The sequence below is a fragment of the Actinoplanes sp. NPDC049265 genome (assembly GCF_043197135.1).
Classification (GTDB): Bacteria; Actinomycetota; Actinomycetes; order Mycobacteriales; family Micromonosporaceae; genus Actinoplanes.
This window is the reverse complement of record NZ_JBICSP010000004.1, coordinates 133,335-156,256: the sequence shown is the minus strand read 5'-3', so window position 1 is coordinate 156,256 and position 22,922 is coordinate 133,335. Positions and strand designations below refer to the sequence as shown.

Annotated in this window: 19 protein-coding genes; 8 read left to right on the top strand and 11 right to left on the bottom strand. The window is 71.1% G+C overall.

All coding sequences use genetic code 11. The features are described 5' to 3' along the window. Positions 1-20: 20 nt before the first annotated feature. Positions 21-3,368, top strand: coding sequence for a TIR domain-containing protein (locus ACGFIO_RS12860; RefSeq protein ID WP_392825795.1), 3,348 nt, complete (start codon positions 21-23; stop codon positions 3,366-3,368). Positions 3,369-3,589: 221 nt separating this feature from the next. Here the strand turns inward: ACGFIO_RS12860 and phoU are convergent, their stop codons facing one another. Together phoU and ACGFIO_RS12850 are read right to left on the bottom strand one after the other, a co-directional pair. After that, positions 3,590-4,234 carry a phosphate signaling complex protein PhoU gene (gene phoU, locus ACGFIO_RS12855; RefSeq protein WP_392825794.1) on the bottom strand — a complete coding sequence of 215 codons (645 nt, stop codon included), beginning with the start codon at positions 4,232-4,234 and terminating at the stop codon, positions 3,590-3,592. Positions 4,235-4,666: 432 nt separating this feature from the next. Then, positions 4,667-5,254, bottom strand: a complete 588-nt coding sequence (locus ACGFIO_RS12850; protein ID WP_392825792.1) for a hypothetical protein — start codon at positions 5,252-5,254, stop codon at positions 4,667-4,669. Positions 5,255-6,753: 1,499 nt separating this feature from the next. Between ACGFIO_RS12850 and ACGFIO_RS12845 the strand changes: the two genes are divergently transcribed. The 3 genes from ACGFIO_RS12845 (at position 6,754) to ACGFIO_RS12835 (ending at position 10,366) form a co-directional block, all read left to right on the top strand. After that, positions 6,754-7,509: a hypothetical protein gene (locus tag ACGFIO_RS12845; RefSeq protein ID WP_392825789.1), complete on the top strand. Its 756-nt coding sequence runs from the start codon at positions 6,754-6,756 to the stop codon at positions 7,507-7,509. Between the two features lie 1,288 nt (positions 7,510-8,797). Further along, on the top strand, positions 8,798-9,349 hold the full coding sequence (locus ACGFIO_RS12840; protein ID WP_392825788.1) for a hypothetical protein: 552 nt from the start codon (positions 8,798-8,800) through the stop codon (positions 9,347-9,349). A gap of 450 nt (positions 9,350-9,799) precedes the next feature. Then, positions 9,800-10,366: a GNAT family N-acetyltransferase gene (locus ACGFIO_RS12835; protein WP_392825786.1), complete on the top strand. Its 567-nt coding sequence runs from the start codon at positions 9,800-9,802 to the stop codon at positions 10,364-10,366. 305 nt (positions 10,367-10,671) lie between these two features. Here the strand turns inward: ACGFIO_RS12835 and ACGFIO_RS12830 are convergent, their stop codons facing one another. Both ACGFIO_RS12830 and ACGFIO_RS12825 read right to left on the bottom strand, forming a co-directional pair. After that, the gene (locus tag ACGFIO_RS12830; protein ID WP_392825784.1) at positions 10,672-12,180 is read right to left on the bottom strand and encodes an FG-GAP repeat domain-containing protein; all 1,509 of its coding nucleotides are present in this window, start codon (positions 12,178-12,180) and stop codon (positions 10,672-10,674) included. A gap of 81 nt (positions 12,181-12,261) precedes the next feature. Next, positions 12,262-13,263 (bottom strand): RNA polymerase subunit sigma-70, encoded by a 1,002-nt coding sequence (locus ACGFIO_RS12825; RefSeq protein ID WP_392826412.1) that lies wholly within the window; start codon positions 13,261-13,263, stop codon positions 12,262-12,264. Between ACGFIO_RS12825 and ACGFIO_RS12820 the strand changes: the two genes are divergently transcribed. After that, the gene (locus ACGFIO_RS12820) at positions 13,262-13,819 is read left to right on the top strand and encodes a dihydrofolate reductase family protein (RefSeq protein ID WP_392825782.1); all 558 of its coding nucleotides are present in this window, start codon (positions 13,262-13,264) and stop codon (positions 13,817-13,819) included. The genes ACGFIO_RS12825 and ACGFIO_RS12820 overlap by 2 nt on opposite strands. 11 nt (positions 13,820-13,830) lie before the next feature. Beyond that, a complete protein-coding gene (locus tag ACGFIO_RS12815) occupies positions 13,831-14,544 on the top strand; it encodes a class I SAM-dependent methyltransferase (RefSeq protein ID WP_392825780.1) in 714 nt (237 codons plus the stop codon). Here ACGFIO_RS12815 and ACGFIO_RS12810 read toward each other — a convergent pair. The 5 genes from ACGFIO_RS12810 to ACGFIO_RS12790 form a co-directional block, all read right to left on the bottom strand. Next, on the bottom strand, positions 14,516-15,733 hold the full coding sequence (locus ACGFIO_RS12810) for an RNA polymerase sigma factor (protein ID WP_392825778.1): 1,218 nt from the start codon (positions 15,731-15,733) through the stop codon (positions 14,516-14,518). The genes ACGFIO_RS12815 and ACGFIO_RS12810 overlap by 29 nt on opposite strands. Further along, complete coding sequence (locus ACGFIO_RS12805) at positions 15,730-16,068, bottom strand: YciI family protein (RefSeq protein ID WP_392825776.1); 339 nt, start codon at positions 16,066-16,068, stop codon at positions 15,730-15,732. Before ACGFIO_RS12805 ends, ACGFIO_RS12810 begins: the two co-directional genes overlap by 4 nt. A gap of 95 nt (positions 16,069-16,163) precedes the next feature. Continuing rightward, positions 16,164-16,862: an SGNH/GDSL hydrolase family protein gene (locus ACGFIO_RS12800; protein WP_392825774.1), complete on the bottom strand. Its 699-nt coding sequence runs from the start codon at positions 16,860-16,862 to the stop codon at positions 16,164-16,166. Between the two features lies 1 nt (position 16,863). Beyond that, the gene (locus ACGFIO_RS12795) at positions 16,864-17,865 is read right to left on the bottom strand and encodes an alpha/beta hydrolase (RefSeq protein WP_392825771.1); all 1,002 of its coding nucleotides are present in this window, start codon (positions 17,863-17,865) and stop codon (positions 16,864-16,866) included. Then, a complete protein-coding gene (locus ACGFIO_RS12790) occupies positions 17,855-18,664 on the bottom strand; it encodes a hypothetical protein (protein ID WP_392825769.1) in 810 nt (269 codons plus the stop codon). Before ACGFIO_RS12790 ends, ACGFIO_RS12795 begins: the two co-directional genes overlap by 11 nt. An 87-nt stretch (positions 18,665-18,751) precedes the next feature. Between ACGFIO_RS12790 and ACGFIO_RS12785 the strand changes: the two genes are divergently transcribed. Continuing rightward, positions 18,752-20,500 carry a phosphatidylglycerol lysyltransferase domain-containing protein gene (locus ACGFIO_RS12785; RefSeq protein ID WP_392825767.1) on the top strand — a complete coding sequence of 583 codons (1,749 nt, stop codon included), beginning with the start codon at positions 18,752-18,754 and terminating at the stop codon, positions 20,498-20,500. Here the strand turns inward: ACGFIO_RS12785 and ACGFIO_RS12780 are convergent. Together ACGFIO_RS12780 and ACGFIO_RS12775 are read right to left on the bottom strand one after the other, a co-directional pair. Further along, the gene (locus tag ACGFIO_RS12780; RefSeq protein WP_392825765.1) at positions 20,414-21,088 is read right to left on the bottom strand and encodes a response regulator transcription factor; all 675 of its coding nucleotides are present in this window, start codon (positions 21,086-21,088) and stop codon (positions 20,414-20,416) included. The genes ACGFIO_RS12785 and ACGFIO_RS12780 overlap by 87 nt on opposite strands. Then, on the bottom strand, positions 21,085-21,504 hold the full coding sequence (locus ACGFIO_RS12775) for a hypothetical protein (protein ID WP_392825763.1): 420 nt from the start codon (positions 21,502-21,504) through the stop codon (positions 21,085-21,087). Before ACGFIO_RS12775 ends, ACGFIO_RS12780 begins: the two co-directional genes overlap by 4 nt. Positions 21,505-21,545: 41 nt before the next feature. On the opposite strand from ACGFIO_RS12775, the gene ACGFIO_RS12770 reads away from it, so the two are divergent. Next, the gene (locus ACGFIO_RS12770) at positions 21,546-22,886 is read left to right on the top strand and encodes a sensor histidine kinase (RefSeq protein WP_392825762.1); all 1,341 of its coding nucleotides are present in this window, start codon (positions 21,546-21,548) and stop codon (positions 22,884-22,886) included. Positions 22,887-22,922: the final 36 nt, after the last annotated feature.

The window sequence follows — 22,922 nt, the reverse complement described above, 5'->3', positions numbered from 1 at the left end:
CTGTTTCGCGGGGGGCTGCTGTGTCGTTCAACGGGTTCATCTCCTACAGCCACGCGGCCGACGGGCGGCTCGCGCCGGCCGTTCAGCGTGGCCTCCACCGGCTGGCCAAGCCGTGGCACCGGCGCCGCGCCCTGTGGATCTTCCGGGACCAGACCGGCCTCTCGGTCACCCCGGGGCTGTGGACCTCCATCCAGAAGGCCCTGGACAACTCCGAGTACTTCGTCCTGATGGCGTCCCCGGAGGCGGCCCGGTCCCCATGGGTGAACCGTGAGATAGAACACTGGGTGGCCAACAAGCCCCTGGAACGCATCCTGCCGGTGGTCACCGACGGTGAGTGGCGCTGGGACCCGGCCGCCCGCGACTTCGACCCGGAGTCCAACTCGGTGCCGCCGGCGCTGCGCGGGGTGTTCGCCGAGGAACCGCTGTACCTCGACCTCCGCTGGGCCCGCGACGACCAGCACCTGAGCCTGCGGCACTCCCGCTTCCGGGACGCGATCGCCCAGCTGGCCGCGCCGATGCACGGGGTCAGCAAGGACGATCTTGAGGGCGAGGACGTACGCCAGCACCGGCGTGGCCGACGGCTGCGGCTGTCCGCGGCGGCGTCACTGGTGGTGCTGACCCTGCTGGCCACCGCGACCGGGCTGTCCGCGATGCAGAACGCCGCCCGGGCCAACGCGTCCGCCGTCGAGGCCCGCCGCCAGCAGCAGGAGGCGACGGCCCAGCGCGGGCACGCCGCCCGGTTCGCCGACGAGGCCCAGCGGCAGGAAGAACTGGTCCACGAGAAGGAGGCGCGGGTCCGGTCGGCCGCGGCCGAGGCGGTGCGGCAGGAGCAGGCCGCGAAGGCCCAGAAGGCCCTGGCCGACAAGGCCTCCGGCGAGGTCAAGGTGCAGCTGGACAAGGCCGGCAAAGCGGCGGACCAGGCCCGGCGGCAGCAGGCGCTGGCCGAGCGGCAAGCCAAGCTGGCCGACGAGTCCGCCACCGCGATGCACGCTCAGGAGAAACGGGCCAAGGAGATGGAGCAACTGGCCCGCGAGCAGGAGAAGGCAGCCGGTGAGGCGGGCGCCGAGGCGGCGAAACAGCGGGCGATCGCCGAGGAGCAGCAGAAGCTGGCCGCCCAGGCCCGGGAGATGGCCGCCGCGCAGGAAGCGATCGCCCGCGAGCAGGAGAAGAAGGCGAAAGAGGCCGCCGCCGAGGCGGAGCGTCAGCAGCGCGTCGCGATCAGCCGCCGGCTGGTCAACGAGGGCAAGGCCATCGTCAGCGACGACTCGCGGACGGCGTTCAAACTGGGCATCGCCGCGCAGCGGATCAACCCGTCGCCCGAGATCAAACGCGAGGTGACCGGCCTGGTCACCTCCACCCGGCGGATCACCGGCCTCGACGACGTCTTCGAGACCAAGTACGGCCCGGACGGCCTGCTCGTGACCGCCGCCACCGGGCCGGCGATCACGCTGTGGAACGTGGGCGTGCCGGCCAAGCCGATCCGGGTGGCCACCATCGAGACCGGCGGCAGCTTCCCCCGGCTGGCCCTGACCCGGGACGGCAAGACGCTGGCGGTGGTCTGGGACGAGGGCGGCGGCCTGTGGAACGTGTCCGACCCGGCCCGCCCGGTCCACACCGCGAACCTGCCCGGGGACCGGCACTACGCGGCCGTCGAGTTCAGCCCGAACGGTCGCGTCCTGGCCACCGGCGACCGCTCCATGCCCGGGCCGGACGGGCTCGCCGCCTACGCCACCCTGTGGGACGTCAGCGACCACGAACGGCCGGCGGAGCTGTCCCGGCTGCGCGGCAACGGTGACGGCTGGCACCCGGCGGTGGACGTGTCGTTCAGCCGGGACGGGCGGACCCTCGCCGCTTCGTACCTCTCGGCCGTCGTCTGGGACGTCAGCGACCCGCGCGATCCGGTCAAGCGCAGTCAGATCGACCCGCTCTCACCGTCGTTCGGCCTGGCGTTCAACCCGGCCGAGCCGGTGCTGGCGATCGGCGACCAGAGCGGGACGATCACCGTGTACGACATGAACGATCCGGCCGCCCCGCGGGCGTGGTACACCATCCGCAGCGGCAGCCAGAGCAACCTGTCGCTGGCGTACAGCCTGGACGGGCGATATCTGGCGGCCGGCTTCGTCAACGGCACCACGATGGTCTGGGACACCACCGCGGGCGACCATCACGAACTGGCCACCATGGTGGGCCGGGTCAGCGTCACCTCGGTCGACTTCAGCCGGGACAACCACACCCTGGCCACGGTCGAGTCGGCGGAAACCGCGGTGCTGTGGAGCCTGGACGACTTCGCCGCCCCCGAGCGGCGCGTCGACCAGGTGGCCCACGACCGTGGCCTGCTGCTGAACGCGTTCTCACCGGACGGCCGTACGCTGGTGACCGCCGGCGGCGACGGCCGGGCGGTGTTCTGGAACGTGCCGGCCGGCCCCGGCGGATATCCGGCGCCCACAGCCGACATCGCCCTGCAGAACGGCGAACCGGCCGACCTGGTGACGATCAGCTCCGACGTGCGCACAATGGTGTCGGGCAACCAGGACAGCCGGCGGGTCATCCTGCGCGACACCACCAACCCGGCCGCGTCGGCGCCGTTCGCGTCCATGACCCTGCAGTTCCGCCCCGAGGTCCTGCTGCTCAGCGCCGACGGCCGCCGCCTGGCCATGGCCGGCGACAACCAGCTGCAACTGTGGGACCTGAGCAACCACGCCGTCGTGCGCCGCCTCGCCGTCGTTGCTCTCGACATCGGCCGGACGCCGCGGCTCGCCCTTAGCCCCGACGGCGGGCGGCTGGCCGTCACCTCGGGCAAGAACGTCCACCTCTACGACCTCAGCAACCCGGCCACCCCCGTGAAGGTCGCGACCCTGTCCGGCCACGCCGACGACACGATGGCCGTGGCCTTCGCACCGGACGGCCGCACCCTGGCCACCGGCGGCGAGGACCGGACGGTGATCCTCTTCGACGTCTCCGACCCCACCGACCCGCAACGCCTCGCCACCCTGAACGGCCACGTCGAGGGCGTCTCGAAGCTCCTCTTCAGCCCCGACGGCACCACCCTGGCCGTCGGCGAGTTCTCCCGGTGGGTGACGCTGTGGGACGTGGCCGTGCTCAACCGGCCGGTCCGGCTCTCCCGCGTCGCCAGCGCGCACCTGTGGGGGCCGGGCGCGATCGCCTTCAACCCCGGCGGGACGACGCTGGCTCTCGGCCGGGACGCGAACTCGCTGGGCTACCTCGGGCTGTGGGACCTGACCGAGCTCAGCCGCCTCCGCACCGACCCGGCCACCTTCGGTTGCACCCTGGCCGGCCGGGGCCTCACCTCCGCCGAGTGGGCGAGACTGATCCCCGAGATTCAATACCAGCCCACCTGCACCGGCTGACCGGTGGTCTTGCTTGCGGCGGCTGGCTGGCGGCCCTTCCGGCACCGGCTGGCCGGAGTCTCACCTGTAGCGGCTGGCCGGTGGTCTTGCTTGCGGCGGCTGGCCGGTGGTCTCATTTTCGGCGGCTGGTCGGCGGCCCTTCCGGCACCGGCTGGCCGGAGTCTCACCTGCAGCGGCTGGCCGGGGGTCCTTCCTTCCGGCACCGGCTGGCCGACGGCCGGTCAGCCGGTCATCGTGCCGGTGGAGAGGAACACGACGTGCCGGCCGATATTGACGGCGTGGTCGGCGTACCGCTCGAAGTAACGACCCAGCAGCGCGCCGTCGACCGCCGCCTCGACCCCCAACGGCCAGTCCGGGCGCAGCATGGCGGCGAAGAGCTCATGGTGCAGCCGGTCCATCGCGTCGTCGTCGCCGTCGAGCTGGGCGGCCAGTTTCGCGTCCCGGTCGGACAGGGCCGTGACCAGCTTGCCGGACAACTCGTCGGCCACCGTCGTCATGCTGCGGAACAGGTGGGTCAGCTCCGCCGCGGCCGCGGCGGCCGGATAGCGCCGAAGCGTGGCCCGGGCGATGTGCACGGCCAGGTCACCCATCCGGTCGAGGTCGGCGGCGACCTGGAACGCGGTCAGCGCCATCCGCAGATCGGTGTCCACCGGGCGGCGCAGGGCGACGAGCTCGTAGACCCGGTCGTCGACGACGCGGTGCAGCACATCGATCTCGGCGTCGCGCAGGGTCACCTGGGTCGCCAGCGTGGGATCGGCGGTGAGCAGCGCGACGCCGGCCTGCCGCATCGCTTCCCGGACGGCCTTGGCCATGGTGACCAGCGAGCTGCTGACCGCAGCGAACTCGTCGTGGAGGTCCGCACGCATGAGCACTCCCCGCCCTCGGCCACCGCGGGACCCCCGGCTCGCGTTTCAGCCGGACCCTGCCTACCGGAGCAATCCTACGCGGAGCGGCGGTGGTTCATGACACGAGTCACCCAGTTCGAGCCGCGGGCCGTCCACAGTGGCTGGCCGCGTTGTTCAGCCGGGTCGGGTCCGACACTTACGGTGGGTAGTTGCGATCGTGGTCCCCAACCGCTGTTCTCGCCTACCTGCGCTCGGGAACGGTGGTCGTAGCCTCTGCGGGCTATGCGGTCGGCCCAGACCAAGCGGCAGCTGCTATAGCAGAGAAGCCATGAACTGTAATCGCTCCGGGACATCAGACTCGGGAAGCGTCAGCCACTCGGCCTCTTCCTGAACCCGAACCGCAAGCCACAGGCATTGAACGCAGCGACGAATCTCCCGGACCGGCAGGAAATTTCAATCAGGGTGGACCGTAGCCGAGTCTCTGCCGGCTCGATCTGACTCATACTGAACTCGGGGCGACGGTTCGGTGACCCGTGGCGAGAACTCCCCGGAAACATCGACATCAAGGCGCGAGCATTCGGTGAATACATTGATTGCCGCATGATAGGAGCGGAAGGCGTGAATCCAGCCCTCACGGTCCGAGTCGTCCAGAAGTCCTCGCGCGAACCACTCAAGACGCCAAACTGCCCGGTTTAGGAGCCGACCAGCCTCTACCACGGGTCTGCCGCCAACGAGATTGACCGTCTCAAACGACACGCTTCGCGCCATGTTCGCCTCGGCCATTTGCTCTAGACCAGCGTCGCGCCCCAGAGGCGGAGCCTGATCATCGAGCCCAACCGATGCGGCCACACGCTCCGCCAGATCGCGCAGGCGTTTAACGTCGGCCAAATAGGTGCCATAGGCCTGCAGCTTGCGTTCTCGCCATTCCCGGGCGAGGTTCCAGTGTTCTCTCTTCCTTTCCACCGTAAGCGTCATCATGATGGAAAGACAACCTCCGACAATTACACCGGCCAGTGCCATGATCGGCGCCAAATAGGTCATCCAATACCTCCGCCCGAGGTAATCAGTTTCTCATCCTATATCCGACATCAGTATCTCGGCGCAAGTGAGTGTCGTTGATCCGGCTCGACGCATCATTGTTGAAACCTGCAACAGTCATGATCCAGTGCGTTCATCGGCATTTCCGAAAGCGTGGGGCTCAGCCCGATCCCCTTCCCTCGAATGCCGTTGATGCGGGCCGTGCCGCTGTTCGGTAGGCATCGCGATCAGGGCGAAGTCGTTGCGGTTGGCGAGAGCCGCGCGGTCGTCAGCAAGGCTTCGAATCGCAGGTGCCCAAGGCCGAGGGTGGGCGACTCGGTCGGCGTAGGTGACCGGCGTACGTAGTCGGCGGGCGAAGCACCAGCGTAGCGGGAAGCCCGGCGGGGCTTCGGGAGGTCAACGGTGGGCTGGTAGTGCTCGGGCGGCGTCTGCCTGCCCTTTGTCGATGAAGCGCGTCTCATCACCTTGGTTCTGGAAGACGATCAGTCGTTCGTTAGATGGCTGTCCTCCCCTGAAGCGGTCGCTCCACTCCCGGCAGATCGGTGCCGCCGCCATAACAGCGGCTTGGACCGGTTCTCGTCCGTAAAGCTGGATGAGACGCCGATGCCGCCGATTGGCGGCGAGGATGTCCGGCAAGTGAGCAAGGGTCGGTTGAACGTCCTGCTGTCGAGTGCCGAGCCAGCGCTGGTGCCGCAGGCAGACGACACCTTCGTGGGTTGTCCAGACCTGGGGCCGCGCGGGACCGCGTCGGGTGGCGCCGCGTCGGGTCGCGCAGTGATCGCAGGCGAACCGGATCCGGTTTGTGCGGCCAGCGCCAACCCCAATCGGTGGAACCAGGCCGCGGCCGACCGGCGATCTGCATCCTCGCGAGGTCGGCGGGCGTGCAAAGTTCCAGCATGGCGTAGCGCAGATGAGGAAGACCCTCCGGACCGCCTGACACGGTCCGTAAGTCCGATGGTTCCAGGGTTGCGGGCCTTTAATCTGGGGGTTGGCTGCAATCCCGGTGCTGCACAGACGGGCGATCGGGCAGCGTCGACCGGGAGTTTCCGCTGCTCGCGCCCGTACCAAACATCCGCATCGCGGCGTCGGGTCAGTTCCTGACCTACCAGCGCTGCCGAGCATGCCTTATCGGCGGCAGATCAGTGCGTCGGATCCGGCCCGCCAACGTTGGACACGGGAGGACGAGGCGGGAAAACATCGATGTTGAGCGCCTGGGCAGACTGAAGTCGTTCCCGACTTCGATGCATGGACGTTGCTGGCGTGGAGGTCATTGGGGCCAGGGAGCTTCTTGGCCCACTGTTTCTCGACGCCGCCGACCGACTCTCACCCAGTCGCGTTGCTGGGTTCGCCGTGCGCTGTCGGCGGCAGCAGGTTTTGTCGCTGAAACGCGTGGCGGAAGCGGCAACGACACGTGTAGAAAGCGGCATGGGATCCCGGTGCGTCGGCGGATGACCACCCGAAGAGCTGATCAAGCTGCGGTTTTATCGTTCTAGGCTGCGGCAATGTCTGCTCGAGTTGCCGTGCTGATCGCCGTGCCGTTCGCGGTGCTCGCGTTCGTGTTACGGCTCGGCGGCGTGCTGTGGTGGCAACCCGTCACCTGGCGGTTGGGGATGGTACCCGGAATGCTGGCCTTCCTCGGCGCGTTCGCCGCCAGCATCGGCATCCCCTTGGCCGCGTATCTGCTGGCGACTCGGGCTGCCCGACGCAAACCGGCCACGTGGCAACTCGATACCACTAACCGCCGATTCTTCGCGCCCGTATCGCCTGCCAGCGCGGGGCCACGCGCGATCCTGCTGGGCTGGATCGCGGGTGCGGCCATCCCCACCGAGCGAATGCCGGGCCACAACGCCATGCGCATCGCCCACCTCGGCGTCGTGACCACGATCGGCACCGTCGTATCAGCGCTGCTCCTTTTGGCAGCCATGCTGATCCTGTTGCTGAACCGGCCGTCACTGAGCCTCGACCCCTGCGGCCTCACCCTGTACCGGCTCGTGGGCCGTACCTCGATCCCATGGACCAACCTCGTTCCCAGCGGACCACGAGTGCCCGGCGAACGCAACCCCGCGGCGTTGAAGCTTCTCCTGCGCCGGCCCGGTGAGGCGCCGCCGCAGCAACACCGGCTACCGGTGCGTGCCCTACACATCGACACCGCATACCTCGCCACCACGATTCGCCACTACACCAGCGACGCCAGTCACCGCCCATCCATCGGGACGGTCGAAGAACTTGCAGCGCTGAAACCCAATTCGGGCAGTTGACGGTCCCTCATTTGCATGCGCGTAAAGACAGCGCGGCTCCACAGTATGATCGCACACTATGCGGCATGAGAGTGCGGCTCGCAGCGCAAGATCGTCCCGTTGCGTTGGCGTGGATCGCGGCCAGATGAGGGGCGCCCTTCTTTGCACGAAGGCGGGCCCTGTGGCGGCTGAGTCTGTGTGCGGTGGTGAGAATCGTCGCTCTTTCTGGGTGATCGTTTAGTGTGATGGTTCGGGTGGCGTGCGGAACAATTTTTGGTATGCGGCAGCTTCAGTTGTTCACGTCGGCGGGATTGGCCGCCATGCGTGATCGGGCTGCGTCGCGTCGCTATTCTGTCGGGGGCGAGGAATTTCGCCGGGCGCATGCTCGTCATCGGGTCTGGGGCTTGTCGCAGAGGCATGCCACGAAGCTGCGCCGGTTGCGGTCTGGAGCAGACGCAGATCGGTCGCCGCGGGTGCCGGACCCAGCGCCGCCGGCTCGACACCGGGCGGCGGTGGGGTCGCCGGTCCTGACCCATACGGCCGAGGCACACGTCGGGGCGCCGATAGGAATGGGGCCGTCGGAGCAATCGGCCGCGGCCGGCGACGCGCCGACCGTGGCAACCGCCGCCGTGACTGATCCGGCGGCCACAACCAGCGTCCCTGTGACCGACCCGGCGGTCGCGCCCCACCTTGCCGTGACTGATCCGGCGGCCACAACCAGCGTCCCCGTGACCGACCCGGCGGTCGCGCCCCACCTTGCCGTGACTGATCCGGCGGCTGCGCCTCACGTCGCCGTGACCGATCCGGCGGCTGCGCCTCACGTCGCCGTGACCGATCCGGCGGCTGCGCCTAGCGTTGCTGGGGCTGGACCCGCAGTGCCGGACGTCGCCGTGCCGGATCCAGCGACCTCACCTGCGACGTTCGCAATATCCGGCGGCAACGGAAATGTCTTGCCCGCCCGCACAGGGCGAACCCCCTCCGGCCTGTATCGGAGAAAAGCTGTTTCGTGTATCCGGAACCGCGTCAAACGTCGAACTGGACCCGTCCGAAATTACAGAAGCGATCTGACAACCGGAATCCGCCGGCCGGCTTCGGGCGGCGTGTATTGCTGTCATCGCCGGCAATTGCTGAAACCGGGAAGGAGCGAAGTCCGCCTCATCACGGCTCGCGGCGAAAGCGACTCACATCGGCATGAGCGCGCAGCCGGCGATACGGGCCGACGCTACGCCGCGTGACCGGTCTCGGCGTTCTGTCGCGCACGGACGGCGGCCGATGAGAAAGCGTGATCATGCGACGCTATTCTGCGCCTGTGGCATTCGCCTCTGGTGAATATGAGCGCTTGCTGACCTACTACCGGGCTCGCGTCGATGCCTTTGCCGGCGTGGATGCGCGGTACGGAGAACGCTGGCGGAGGTGGTGCCGGACGCTGCGGTCCGTTGGCGGGTCCCTTGTTGTTCCACCTCGTGAACCGGAGCCGGACCTTGAGGCTCTTCTTGCCGAAGGGGTGGCTCTGACCTCGCCCGTTCAACTGTCGCCGGGAGAGCCTGGCGATTGTCACAGCAACGTCGCCGCACGCTGGATCGACGGGACGATTGCAAGGATCGGCACGGGTTGCGCACTCTCGGGCGACGACCTGTGGCGCCAGCACTCGTGGGGGCTGAACTCCAGCGACGAGCTGGTGGAAACTAGCGACCAGCGGCACGCCTACGTAGGCATCACAGTTGCAGCCGGACCGGCGAGTATGCAGTTCGCCGGCAGCAACGCCCCGGATCACCTCAAGACGGTGTTGCGGCGCGGCCCGCGAGCCGCTGAGCTGGCCCGTATGATCCACGAGCTGGCGGGGCTGAGCTCGCGGCAGTGACGGCCGACGGTGTCCGACCGTCAGCGTCCGAATCTGGCAGCGCATGGACGACCGATATCCCAGCGCTCGCGGACCGCGGCAGATCAGTACTTGTGAACTGCTGCCATTCAGCCGAGGTAGTGCGGATATTCCAACGCTCTGGATGAGTCGGACCGGGTGGCCGATCCTTCGTCGGGTCGGAGTGCTCCGTCGGCGCGAGCAAGGCTTCTGTAGCCGAGGTGCGACTGCGGGCCGCGGCCGGCGGACCGGCTCCACGCCCGGCGATGCCGCAAGTCTGCGTCGCCGTGGGAACCAGTGCTACTCGACCTGCGTCTGTTCGCCGGGGCGATCACGTTCGTAGCGCCGGATCGGATGCCCGGTCGGGTGGTCCGGGCCAGGCTAGAGCCGTGACCACGAACGTTCACGATGTTGGGACCCCAGTGCTTTTGGCTGACGGGTGGGCGGCTTGCCATGGATATTCGGTTCTGTGAGTGTCTTGGTGGCGCCTACGATTCGATGGTGGGCTTCTCATTTGCTGTTCGTCCGCCCCGAGTCGAGGATGTCGCCGAGATGGCATGGGTGCATGTTCGGTGCTGGCAGGAGACATATCGGGGGCTGATGACGGATGCGGTGCTCGATGATCCGGGCTTCTCGGCTGCTCGAGAGCGGTTCTGGACAGCTGCTTTGACCGATAAGCGATACCGGGAGAACCGAATGGCTGTGGCCGAGCGGGATGGCCAGTTGATCGGGGTTGCGATGTCGGGTCCGCCGCTGGACGTTGCGGCGCAGTGGGCAAGGCAGCTGTATTTGCTCTACGTAGTTGCCGCTGAGCACGGTACGGATGCTGGACGCGCTTTGTTGCAGGCCGTCATGGACCCTGCAGAGTCGGCGGCGCTGTGGGTTGCCGATCCCAACCCTCGCGCGCAAACGTTCTACCGCAAGCATGGTTTCATTGCCGACGGGACGACCCAGGTCGAGGACGGCGTGCGGGAGATTCGCATGGTTCGCGCGGTGCAGACACCGACGACGGTGCGGTAAATAAGAAGATTGAAGGGTCCGGGTTCAGGCTGCCCGGGTGGCGGGCCGGCCCCCAGCGTCGGTGGCGTTCGCCGCGTATGCGGGCGCGTTCGCGGCGCTCTTGCGGCGGTGTACAACGCCCCAGAGTTGGTCATCGACGACCGAGAGGCAGCCGTGGAACTGCCGGACACCGTGCAGCTTGTGATAGTTCGCGGGCAGCCGATGTGGGCGTCCCTCGGGTGCCCAGCCGGAACCGGCCGCCCGGCCGCCAGCCCCGAAGGCGTGTCAACCAACACCGTGAACGTTCGTGGTTCACGGCACTACAACTAGCCGGCCAGCACGTGGGCCTCGGCGCGGCCGCTCGGTGCGCCCGATTTGCGGACGGCCAGCAGGTCGGGGCGGCCGTCGTCGTTCCAGTCGGTGGTGGCGAACGCGTACTTGTCGTCGGTGGCGCCGAGCGCCGTGCCGGACTGCAGCAGGTAACGCTGGAAGGTGGTGGCGCCGCTGAGGACGCGCAGCTCGGTCTTGCGTGACCGGTGGACCGCGACCAGGTCGAGGCGGCCGTCGGTGTTCCAGTCGGCGACCGAGAAGGCGTACGTGTCGTCGGCCGCTCCCAGCGCCGTCGGCGTCTCTAGCAGGAAGTGCTGGAAGTTGGAGGAGCCGTCGATGATGCGTACGTTCGTCCGGGCCGACCGCTCGACCACCACCAGGTCGAGGCGGCCGTCGGTGTTCCAGTCGCCGACGGCGAAATCGTAGCGTTTGTCGGTGGCGGCGAGGACGGTCGCCGTTTGCAGCAGGTAGCGCTGGAAGCTGGAGGCGCCGTCGATCACATTTACCTCGGTCCGCCCGCTCGCCGTGCCCGAGCGCTGGGTCACGATCAGGTCGGGGCGGCCGTCGGCGTTCCAGTCGGCCACCGCGAACGCGTACCGGTCGTCGGTCGCGCCCAGCACGGTGCCCGTCCGCAGCAACGGCCGCTGGAAGTTCATCGCCGCGGTCGGCAGCGTCGAACGCCCGTCGAAGATCGAGACGGTGGTGCCGCCGGTGACTGTGCCCGAGCGCTGCACCACGAACAGGTCGGGGCGCTGGTCGCCGTTCCAGTCGGCCAGCAGGAAGTCGTGCCGGGCGTCGGCCGGGCCCTGGCTGGTCGCCGACGTGAACAGGGAATGCTGGAACGGGCCCCGGGCGGCCTTGCGGGACGGCGTACCCGTCGCCGTGCCTTTGCCGGTGGCCAGCGCGGCCGCCACGTGCGGCCACAGCGTGGTCACCAGCAACTGGGCGTCGTGCACCTCGGGCGTGTACGCCCCCGGATAGGCCGACCGCTGGACCCGCTGGCAGATCTGGCCGATGTCACCGACCCGCCAGGTGCCACCCGGATGCTTGCTGACCATCGACGACAGGAAGGCGTTGGTGGCGAACCGGGGGTCGACGAGCTGGCCGGGCCGCCCCCAGCCCTGCGACGGGCGCTGCTGGAACAACCCGAGGCTGTCCTTGTCGACCGCGGTGGTGTAGTTGTGCAGCGTGCTCTCGGTGATCGCGGTGGCGACGGCGATCACCGCGGCCCGCTGTTCCATGCCGCGGTTCTGCACGTTGCTGACGATCGCCCGTGCGCAGGAGACGCTGTAGCCGGTCAGTGACGAGCCGAGGCGTACGCCGGTCATCAGCGGGCGCAGCCGGCCGGCGATCTCGGTGTCAGCGGGGGCGACGCCGTCGGGCTGGCAGGGCGCCGAGGGGATTCGGGTCTGCGGGTCGGCCAGGGCGACACCCGGCGCGAAGAAGAGCCCAGCCACCACCGCGGCCGCGACGACACCCGTCGCGCCCCACCACCTACACGTCATTGCTCAGCCTCCCCGCTGAGAAGAACCTGCCATATGTCCTTTCGGGAGGGAAGACGCCCTTCGCTGGCAAGAAGCTGACAGTCAGCCGAATCGGGACAGTACGTCCGGGTCGGCGAACGTGACGTTGGCGCGGATCAGCCCGCCCGCCACCGTGAAGACCTGCAGCGAATGCGGCCGGCCGTCGACGTGTGCGGCCAGCGCCGGGCTGCCGTTGGCACGCACCGGGCGTAGCCGCCAGTTTGTGCCGCGCATCGCGAACACGCGCTCCATGAACGCCCGGTAGTGGTCCGCCCCGGCCAGCCACAGCGGCACCGGCGGCATCTCCAGCACGACGTCGTCGGCCAGCAGCCGGGTCAGCCCGGGCACGTCGCCGGCCTCGAACGCCGCCGCGTACCGCTCGACCACCGCGCGTTCGCCCGGGTCGGCGGGTTCGCTCAGCTCCTCCAGCACCGGTCCGGCCGACCGCAGCGTGGCCCGGGCCCGTTGCAGGCTGCTGTTCACCGACGCGACGCTGCTGTCCAGGATCTGCGCCACCTCGGCGGCCGGCAGCCGGAGCACCTCGCGCAGCACCAGCGCCGCCCGCTGCCGGGCGGGCAGCAGCTGCAGCGCCGCGACCAGGGCCAGCCGCAGGCCGGCGCGCTGCTGGGCGGCGTCGGCCGGGTCGCCCAGCCGGTCGTCCGGGAACGGCTGCAGCCAGGGGATGTCGAGGCTCGGGGTCAGCGGGGCGTCCGGGTCGTCGCCGGCCGCGCCCAGCCCGCTCGGCAACGGCCGCCGGGCCCGGCCCTCGAGCGCGGTCAGGCAGGCGTTGGTGGCGATGCGATGCAGCCAGGTACGCACGGAGGCGCGCCGGTGGTCGTACTGGTCGGCCGCCCGCCAGGCCCGCAGCATCGTCTCCTGCACCAGGTCTTCGGCCTCGTCGAGCGAGCCGAGCATCCGGTAGCAGTGCGCCAGCAGGTCGCCGCGGTACGCCTCGTGCCGCTGGTGGAGATCCTCGGACACGCGGGCGAGCGTACGCCGATGAGTTCCGGCCGTACTGCCGGTATGTGGTGGTGACCGCCTTTCCGACCCGAAGGAGAACACCATGGGCGACGTCATCGTCATTCAGTTCAGCACCCTCGACGGCGTGGTCTCCGACCCCGACGGAAGCCTCGGCACCGGCTACGGCGGCTGGGCCTTCCGCTACGGGACGGGCCCGGTCAGCGACGACAAGTTCCGCCTCGGCGCGCGGATGGAACAGGGCGTGCAGCTCTACGGCCGGCGTACGTGGGAGCACTTCGCCGAGCGCTGGCCGGCCCGGGACACCGATTACGCCAAACTGATGAACACCGTGCCCAAGCGGGTCGCCACCCGCACCGGCATCGACGCGGCGGCCTGGTCGAACTCGGCGGCGATCGACGGCGACCCGATCGCCTGGGTCACCGAGGAACGCACCCGGCGCGACATCGTGGTGATCGGCAGCCTGAGCCTGGTCCACGCCCTGGCCGCCGCCGACCTGGTCGACGAGTACCGGCTGATCACGTTCCCGCTGGTCACCGGCGAGGGCGACCGGCTCTTCGCGGCCGGCGTCCCGGCCGACCTCCGCTTCACCCTGATCGAGCCGATCGACCCGGCGACCCTGACGGTCCTGCGTCGCGCGTAGTTTGACGCGCGATGACATCCCACGAGCGGGTTTCCGACGAGCAGCTGGCCGAGCAGCTCTCCTACTACTCGCGCCGGGCCGGCGAGTACAACGACTGGTGGCTCCGGCGTGGGGCCTTCGACCAGGGCGAGTCCGAGAACGCGGTCTGGTTCCACGAGTCCGGGGTCGCCCTCGACGCGCTGGCCGCCCTCGATCTGGGTGACGACGTGCTCGAGCTGGCCCCGGGCACCGGCAACTGGAGCGTCCACCTCGCGCCCCGGGCCACCCGGCTGACCCTGGTCGACGGCTCGGTCGAGATGCTCGCGCACAACCCGGCCGCCGGTCAGCCGCATGTGCGGACCGAGATCGCCGACCTGTTCACCTGGGACTCGGCCGAGCGGTTCGACAGCGTGGTCTTCGCCTTCTGGATCTCGCACGTGCCGCGCGAGCGGCTGGCGTCGTTCTTCGCCCGGGTCGGCTCGTGGCTGCGGCCGGGTGGGGCGGTGTTCTTCGTCGACGACCTGCCCCGGGCGGTGACCTCACCGCACGTCGCCGGGGTGGCCGGGCAGACCATGACGCGGCGGTTGAACAGCGGCGACACCGCGACCATCGTGAAGAACTTCTTCACCGCCGGTGAGCTCACCGGCGCGGCCGCCGCGGCCGGGATCACGATGAGCGTTCACGAGACCGGCCGCCTGTTCCAGTACGGAGCGACTGTCACCGCAGCTGGTCGCGGCGCTGGGTGAGGTATGCGGTCTCGGCGCTGTTTCCAGCCAGGGCGATGGCCCGGTCGTACGCCGCACCGGCCTCGTCGTCGCGGCCGAGCCGGCGCAACAGCTCGGCCCGGGTGGCGTGGAAATGCCGGTAGCCGGTCAGCGGAAGGTCGTCGATCAGGGCCAGGGCCGCCGCCGGCCCGTCCCGTTCGCCGACGGCGATGGCCCGGTTGAGCCGCACGATCGGTGACGGGTCGAGGGTGGCGAGCTGGTCGTAGAGGGCGACGATCTGCGCCCACCCGGTCTGCCGGACGTCGGCGGCGTCGGTGTGCACGGCGTTGATCGCGGCCAGGATCTGATAGCGGCCGGGCGCCTCGCCGGCGGCCAGCCGGGCGCGGACCAGGGCGTGGCCCTCGGCGATCAGGGTCCGGTCCCAGGCGCCGCGGTCCTGGTCGCCCAGGGTGATCAGCTCGCCGGTGGCCGACAGCCGGGCGGTCCGCCGGGCCTCGGTCAGCAGCATCAGGGCCAGCAGCCCGGCCACCTCGCCGTCGGCCGGCATCAGTTCGCGGACCAGCCGGGTCAGCCGGATCGCCTCGGCGGTCAGGTCGGCGCGGACCGCCTCCCGGCCGGGGTCCGAGGTCAGGTAGCCCTCGTTGAAGATCAGGTAGAGGACGGCCAGCACCCCGGTGATCCGGCCGGGGAGGTCCTCGTGCGCGGGCACGCGGTACGGGATCCGGGCCGCCTTGATCTTGTCCTTGGCCCGGGTGATCCGCCGGCCCATCGCCGGTTCCTGCACCAGGAAGGCGCGGGCGATCTCGGCCACGGTCAGCCCGCCGACCATCCGCAGGGTCAGCGCCACCCGGGTCTCCATGGCCAGCGCGGGGTGGCAGCAGGTGAAGATCAGCCGCAGCCGGTCGTCGGTGATCGCGCCGACCGGCTCCGGGTCGTCGTCCGGCGTCATCATCGCCTCCCGTTGCTTCTCCGCGCGCTTGGCCTCGCGCCGGAGCCGGTCGATGGCCTTGCGGTTGGCGGTGGTGGTGAGCCAGGCGGCCGGATTCGGGGGTACGCCGTCGGCCGGCCACCGTTCGACGGCGGTGGCGAACGCCTCGGCCGCCATCTCCTCGGCGATGTCGAGGTCGCCGTAGCGCCGGGCCAGCGTCGCCACCAGCCGGGCCCACTCCGCACGGTGGACCCGGACGATCACGTCGTCGGCAGCGGTCACGCCACCCCGCCGAACGGCCGGAGCTCGAGCCGGCGGTTGCACGCCTTCGACCCCTGCGCGCACAGCCGCAGCGCCACGTCCAGGTCGGGCGCCTGGATCACCCAGAAGCCGGCGATGAACTCCTTGGACTCCAGGTAGGGCCCGTCGGTGAGCACCGGTTCGCCGCCGCGGTTGTCGACCACGGTGGCGGTGTCGGGCCCGGCCAGCCCGCCGGCGAAGACCCAGTGGCCGTCGGCCCGGAGCTGGTCGTTGTACGCGTCGATGGCCGCCATCTCCTCGTCGTCGCCGGGGGTGGGCGGCCGGGTGTCGAGCACGGACATCAGGTAGTGCGCCATGGGATTCGTCTCCTGCGGTCGTGGGCGGACTCTGACCTTTCTACGAAGACCACGGACCGGTTCCGACACACCGCGCCGGGACTTCCGGAATTTATCTACCCCGGCAGGGCGGCGGCGATCGCGGCGTGGCCCTGGGCGTTCGGGTGGTCGCCGTCGGCGGCCAGCAGCCCGGTCGGGTCGGCCGAGCCGTCCGCCCCCTTGAGCGCGGCGCGGGTGGACACGTAGGTCGCCCAGGACGCGCGGGCGGCCGCGGCCAGGTGCTCGTTGAGCACGGTGGTGGCCTCGGTGGCCTCGGCGGTCTCGGCCGCGTCGTAGTCGGTGCGGGCGACGGCGCCGTCCTCGACGACGTTCCAGTAGCCCAGGACGAGCACCCGCACCTGGCCGCCGTCGAGGTCGTGCAGCCGCCGCACCATGGCGGTGACCTGGGACTGCACGTCGCCGGCGATGGTCCGGTAGGCGGCCGGGGCGCCGCCCGGGAAGGCCTGCGCGGCGTCGTTGGCCCCGACCATGATCAGGACGGTCGAGGCCTGTCGCACGGCCGACTGGGCCGTCGGGGTGTCCAGCAGCCGGGCCACGTCGGTGGTGGTGGCCCCGCCGGCGGCCAGGTTGACGGAGCGGGCGCCGAGGTGCCGCGCGTACAGGTCGGGAAAGGGGCGGCAGCCGCAGGCGTTGCCGGCCGGGACCGAGTCGCCCAGGGTGACCACGACGGCCGCCGGGACCGCGGTCGCGGGCGGCGGGGCACAGGCGCCGAGCAGCGCCGTCGCCAGCATCAGGGCCGGCCCGCGGCGGCGCACGTCAGCGTTCCGGACGGCTCAGCCAGGTGGAGAGCCAGTCGAAGGCGGGTGCTTCCATCGCCTCCCAGGTTGCCAGGTTGTGGCCGCCGCCGGCCATCCGTGTCGTGGTCACCGTCATGGGCGCGCGGGCCAGCCGGGCCAGGGCCGCGGTGTCCCGGGACGAGTTCCGGTCGGCGGGGGAGGAGGCGAGATAGAGCGCGACGGCGGGTACGGGCAGGTGGGTGAGCCGCCAGCAGTCGTTGTACGTGGTGCGTTCGGAGCCGTCGCCGACCTTGATGCCCGGGGTGGCGTAACTGGACAGGCCGGCCGCCGCCCGGTACTGCCCCGGGTGGCGGAGCAGCAGGTCGGTGGCGCAGTAGCCGCCGGCCGAGTAGCCGATCAGGCCCCAGCTGCCGGGAGTCGTGCGTACCCGCAGACGGGTCTTGGCGAAGGCCGGCACGTCGACGGTCAGGAAGGTCTCGGCCTGCGGACCGCCGCTGAGGTTGGTGCATTCGGTGTCCAGGCTGGTGCGGGTGGTCTGCCACGGGAACAGCACGATGGTCGGCGCCATCCGCCCGGCCGTGATCTCGGTGTCCAGGGTCTTGGCCACGTGCAGCCGTTTCAGCCACTGCAGCGGGGACGCCGGGTAGCCGTGCAGCGCTTCGACGACCGGATAGCTGGTGCGGGTCGCGGTGTCGTAGCCCGGTGGCAGGTAGGCGTACATCGGCAGGGTGAGCCCGCTGGCGTGGCCGGGCACGGTGAGGTCGAGGATCCGGCCGCCGCCCGGGGTGGTCGTGGCCGTCACCGGCGCCGCCTCGGCCGACGAGCCGGTCAGCGTGGCCCACGTCGGGTAGGCGTCCACCTGCCGGTTCAGCCAGACCAGGGCGGTTGCGGCGGCGGACAGGAGGCAGAGGGCCAGGGCCAGGGCGCGAACCAGACGAGTACGGACGAGCCCGGCGCCGACCGGTGCCGTGACGGCGACCGCCGCGACCACGATCTCGAGGGCGAGGCTGTCAGGCGGCACCACGACGTCCCTTCGCGTGGTGGGCCGGCAGCCGGTGGACCGGCGGACTGGTCATGGCCAGCGGCGCCGGCGTCTGCCCGGCCGCCCAGGCCAGCGCCTCCCGGGCGGTGAACCGGCGGCGGCTGGTGGCGATGCCGGCGGCCACGCGGCACGCGGGTCCACGGCCGACCTCGGCCACCGCGACGAACCGGCCCGGAGCGGCGGTGAGCACGCGCTCGGCCAGGGCGGCGCTCGCCGCCGGCGCGACCAGCGCCCAGCCGTGCCCGCTGACCCGCAGGTCGTGCGGCAGGGCGGTGGCGACCGCGTCGACCGCCTCCGGACCGGTCGCGGGCAGATAGACGACGACCGAGTCCCGGGCCGCCGGTGGCCGCGCGGGCGGGGGGCCGAGCACCACGATCACCGGGTAGCGCAGCGACGGATGGGTCAGGTAGCCGTCTGGCGGCACCACCTGCGGCGCCCGGCCCAGACGCCGGGCCGGCCAGGCCGGATCGGGCCAGGCGAACGGACCGGGACCGCGGGCCACGAGCCAGCCGTCCCAGCCGCCGGCAGCCGGCCGGGTGACGGTGGGCGGGGGATCGGCCGACGCCGCCAACGCTGCCCAGGACGGATAGAACTGCTCGTGCCGATTCGCCACCAGGCCGGCCGTGACCAGCAACAACGCCTCGGTGAGGAGGATGCCGAGCGGGCGTAGCGGATATCTCAGGCGGCCGCCGCGCGACCACAACAGGACCGTCGCGGCGAGCACCGCCACCGTGCCGGCCGCCGCGAGCAGGATCAGCGGCGTACCCGTCAGAGCCATGCCGGCGAGCGTGCCAACCTGTTGATGAGACACCCATGAGAACGAATTTCATCGTTCTCTCATCGACCCGCTCCTACCGTCCGGGACGTGTCCGAACCCGACCTCGCACCGAGCTGGCGGTCCCGGCCGCCGCTGTCACAGGCCGCGATCTCCCGGATGACCCAGCTGGCCGGCCTCTTCGACCTGCTCTCGGTGCTGGTCCCGCCGCACCGGTGGCGGGTCGAGGCGCTGGCCGAGTTCCTGCCCACGGCCGGGATCGTCTCCGCTCGCGCCGCCATCGCGGTCGCCGGCGTGCTGCTCATCTATCTGGGCGCGGGCCTGCGGCGCGGCAAGCACCGGGCCTGGCAGGTGGCGGTGGGCGTGGCCGCCGCCGGGGTGGTCCTGCACCTCGCGAAGGGGCTCGACCTGGGGGCCGCCGTCGTCTCGCTGGCCCTGCTGAGCACGCTGATCGCCACCCGCCACCGGTTCCACGCCCGCGCCGACCGGCGTAGCCGCTGGCGCGCGCTGGGTGCGCTGCTCGGCTTCGGCTGGGCCGGGTTCCTGCTCGGGTTCGTGGAGATCGCCATCCGGCAGAACCGCCTGATCGGATCGCCCGGGATCGGCGCCTGGGCCGAGCACGCGGCGCTCGGCCTGATCGGGGTGGACGGCCCGGTCCACTTCGCCTACCCGATCGGCGGCGAGGCGGTCAGCCTGACCACCGGCGCGTTCGGGTTGATGGCGGCCGCGGCGGCCGTCGTGCTCCTGCTGCGGCCGGGGTCACGACGGCCGGGGCGGACCGCGGTCGCCGACCGGCGGCTCCGGGCGTTGCTCGAGCACGACGAGGACTCGCTGGGCTACTTCGCGCTGCGCGAGGACAAGTCGCTGATCTGGGCGCCGTCCGGGGCCGCGGTGATCGCGTACCGGGTGATCAACGGGGTCAGCCTGGCCGCCGGCGACCCGATCGGGCCGGAGTCGGCGTGGCCCGAGGCGATCGGGGCGTGGCTGGCCGACTGCCGGGCCTACGGCTGGACCCCGGCCGTGCTGGGCTGCGGGAACGCGGCCGGGCGGGCGTACCGGAAACGGGGTCTGGATGTGATCGAGCTGGGCGACGAGGCCGTCCTCGACACGGACGCGTTCGCGCTCGACGGGCGGGCGATGCGGGGCGTACGGCAGGCGGTCAACCGGGCGCGGCGGGCCGGCTACCGGGTCGAGGCGGCCCGGCAACGCGACCTGGCGCCCGCGGTGCTGGCCGGGGTACGCCACGCCGCCGACCAGTTCCGCGACGGCTCGGTCGAGCGCGGCTTCTCGATGGCGCTGTCCCGGCTGGGCGACCCCCGCGACGGCGACTGCGTGATGGTGATCGCCCGCGACGGCGACGACCGGATCCGCGGCGTGCTGCAGTTCGTGCCGTGGGGGAGCGACGGGCTGTCGCTGGACCTGATGCGCGGCGACCGCACGGCCGGCAACGGGCTCACCGAGCTGATGGTCACCGGGGCCGTGGACGCCGCGCGGGAGCTGGGCGTACGCCGCCTGTCGTTGAACTTCGCCGTGCTCCGCTCGGTGTTCGCCCGGGCCGAGGAGCTCGGTGCCGGCCCCGGTGTGCGCGTGCTGGCCCGGACCCTCCGGTCCGCCTCCCGGCTGTGGCAGATCGAGTCGCTGTACCGGGCCAACGCCAAGTACCAGCCGCGCTGGCAGCCCCGCTACCTGTGCTTCCCGGTGGCCCGCGACCTGCCCCGGATCGCGGTGGCGGCGCTGTCGGCGGAACTGTGGTCAGGCGTCCGGATCGAGCCGATAGCCGGCCCCGCGGATGGTGCGGATGGTGTCCCGGCCGAACGGGCGGTCGACCTTGTCCCGTAGATACTTCACGTACACGTCGACCACGTTCGACCCGCCGTCGTAGGCGAAGTCCCAGACGTGCTCGATCAGGTACGAGCGGCTCAGCGTCTCGCCGGCCCGGCGCATCAGCTCGTGCAGCAGCGCGAACTCCTTGGCCGACAACGGGATCCGGGTGCCGCCCCGGTGCACGGTCCGGGCCGCCGGGTCCAGGACCAGGTCGCCGGCGGTCAGCTCGGCCGGGCGCTGGGCCGGTTCGCGGCGGGTCAGCGCCCGGACCCGGGCCAGCAGCTCGTCGAACGCGAAGGGCTTGGTGAGATAGTCGTCGGCGCCCGCGTCGAGCCCGCGGACCCGGTCGTTGACGCCGTCCCGGGCGGTCAGCATCAGCACCGGCGCCCAGCGGCCCTCGGCGCGGATCCGCCGGCACACCTCGAACCCGTCCGGCGGCGGGATCATCGCGTCCAGCACGACGACGTCGAAGCCGGTCTCGGTGATCGCCCAGATCGCGTCCGCGCCGGTGGCGACCGTGTCGACGGCGTACCCGGCCCGCCGCAGTCCGCGCTCGAGCATCGCCGCCATGGCCGGATCATCCTCGACGACCAGCACCCTCACCGTTTCAGCCTAGGGCGCGCGTTGATGTCGGTGGCCGCCACGACCCGGGCCAGGTCGGCCCGCAGCAGCTGCAACTCGGCCCGCAGCTCCTCGGCCACCGCGCCGGCCCGGCGGGACTGGTCCAGGTGGAACAACGCGAGCTCGGCGGCGATGCGTTCGGCGCGGCGCGCGGCCAGCAGGACGGCGGCCAGCTCGACCACAATGAGTACGCACAGAGCGGCGACCAGATCGGCCACCGCCGGCGCCCGGCCGTCGCGCACCAGCACCGTCACCGCCACCAGGAGCGCCACCGAGGTCACGGCGGCCAGGTGGGAGCCTGACCCCAGCACCCGGCCGGCCCGGTCGGCGGCACGCTCACCCGGGCGCAACCGGCCACCGGTGCGTACCCCCGGATGCACGTCCCAGCTGGTGCTCATGCCGGCCATGGTGGCCGATCCATCATGAGAGGATCGTGAGGGTGCCGGCTCTGCCTCGTTCCCTGCGTGCCCGCCTGACCCTGGTCTTCGGCGTCGGCACCTCGGTGGTGCTGCTGGTCTCGCTGACCCTGCTCTACGCCGCCCTGCACCGCCAGCTCGACGGCGCGGTGAACGCCGACCTGGCCGGCCGCAGCGCCGACCTGGCCGCCAGCGTCCGGGCCCACGACCTGACGGCCGTCCGCGGCGACCCGATGGCCCAGCTCTTCGCGGCCGACGGCACGCCCGTGCAGAGTTCGGCCGCGCTGGCCGGCCGGCGCCTGCTCAGCCCGGCCGAGGTCCGGGCCGTGCACCGGACCAAGGTCACCGACGCGAGAGTGACCCTGCGCCCCGGCGACGCACCCACGCCGGTCCGGTTGCGGTCCCACCCGGTCGGCGGAGGCCAGATCCTGACCGTCGGGCAGCCCCTGGACGCGATCGACCGGGCCGGCAGCCGCCAGCTGATCGTGCTGGCCGTGGCCACGCCGCTGCTGATCGCCATCCTGATCGCCATCGGCCATCGGCTGCTGCGGGCCGCGCTGCGCCCGGTCGACATGCTGACCAGCGAGGCGGCGGCCATCTCGACAGTCGATCCGGGCCGCCGTCTGCCCCCGGTGCCCGGCGACGACGAGATCGCCCGGCTCGCCGCCACCCTCGACGCGATGCTGTCCCGGCTGGCGGTGGCGTTCGCCCGGGAGCGCGCGTTCGTCGACGACGCCAGCCATGAGCTGCGTACCCCCATCGCGGTTCTGCGGGGCGAGATCGACCTGGCGCTGACCGCGATCGACGACCCGGCCGAGGTGCGGCAGTCGCTGCTCGCCGCGCAAAGTCAGGTGGCCCGGTTGAACCGCCTGGCCGAGGACCTGCTCCTGCTGGCCCGGGAACGCGCCGGGTCGCTGGCGGTGTACCGCGAGCCGGTCGACCTGGCCGACCTGGCCCGCGCCGAGGTGCGCACGCTGGCCCCGATCAACGGCCTGTCCTTCGAGGTACGCGGCGAGCCCGTGATCACCGAGGCCGACGCCGGCCGCCTGCGCCAGGTGCTGGCCAACCTGGCCGCCAACAGTGCCGCCGCGGGCGCCACCGAGGTCCGCGTCACGGTCGCCGCCGCGCAGGAGTCGGCCACTGTCGAGTGGGCCGACAATGGCCCCGGCTTTCCGTCCGGCCTGATCGACTCCGCCTTCGAACGCTTCGTCCGCGGCGACGCCTCGCGTACCGCCCCCACCGGCGCCGGCCTGGGCCTGTCCATCGTCCGAGCCGTCGCCGCGGCCCACTCCGGCTCGGCCGATCTGCGCAACGGCCCGCCCCTCGGCGGCGCCGTGGTCACCGTCCGCCTCCCGGCGACCTGACCTGCCCATCGCGCCAAATTAAGAAAATCAAGATCG

What these genes read in the sequence shown, in the direction of transcription:
- phoU (WP_392825794.1), bottom strand. Translation starts at nt 4,234, where the DNA reads ATGCGTGCGGACCTCCACGACGAGTTCGCTGCGGTCAGCAGCTCGCTG.
- ACGFIO_RS12825 (WP_392826412.1), bottom strand. Translation starts at nt 13,263, where the DNA reads ATGGTGTTCTCCTTCGGGTCGGAAAGGCGGTCACCACCACATACCGGC.
- ACGFIO_RS12775 (WP_392825763.1), bottom strand. Translation starts at nt 21,504, where the DNA reads ATGAGCACCAGCTGGGACGTGCATCCGGGGGTACGCACCGGTGGCCGG.
- ACGFIO_RS12845 (WP_392825789.1), top strand. Translation starts at nt 6,754, where the DNA reads ATGTCTGCTCGAGTTGCCGTGCTGATCGCCGTGCCGTTCGCGGTGCTC.
- ACGFIO_RS12850 (WP_392825792.1), bottom strand. Translation starts at nt 5,254, where the DNA reads ATGACCTATTTGGCGCCGATCATGGCACTGGCCGGTGTAATTGTCGGA.
- ACGFIO_RS12830 (WP_392825784.1), bottom strand. Translation starts at nt 12,180, where the DNA reads ATGACGTGTAGGTGGTGGGGCGCGACGGGTGTCGTCGCGGCCGCGGTG.
- ACGFIO_RS12815 (WP_392825780.1), top strand. Translation starts at nt 13,831, where the DNA reads ATGACATCCCACGAGCGGGTTTCCGACGAGCAGCTGGCCGAGCAGCTC.
- ACGFIO_RS12805 (WP_392825776.1), bottom strand. Translation starts at nt 16,068, where the DNA reads ATGGCGCACTACCTGATGTCCGTGCTCGACACCCGGCCGCCCACCCCC.
- ACGFIO_RS12835 (WP_392825786.1), top strand. Translation starts at nt 9,800, where the DNA reads ATGGATATTCGGTTCTGTGAGTGTCTTGGTGGCGCCTACGATTCGATG.
- ACGFIO_RS12820 (WP_392825782.1), top strand. Translation starts at nt 13,262, where the DNA reads ATGGGCGACGTCATCGTCATTCAGTTCAGCACCCTCGACGGCGTGGTC.
- ACGFIO_RS12790 (WP_392825769.1), bottom strand. Translation starts at nt 18,664, where the DNA reads ATGGCTCTGACGGGTACGCCGCTGATCCTGCTCGCGGCGGCCGGCACG.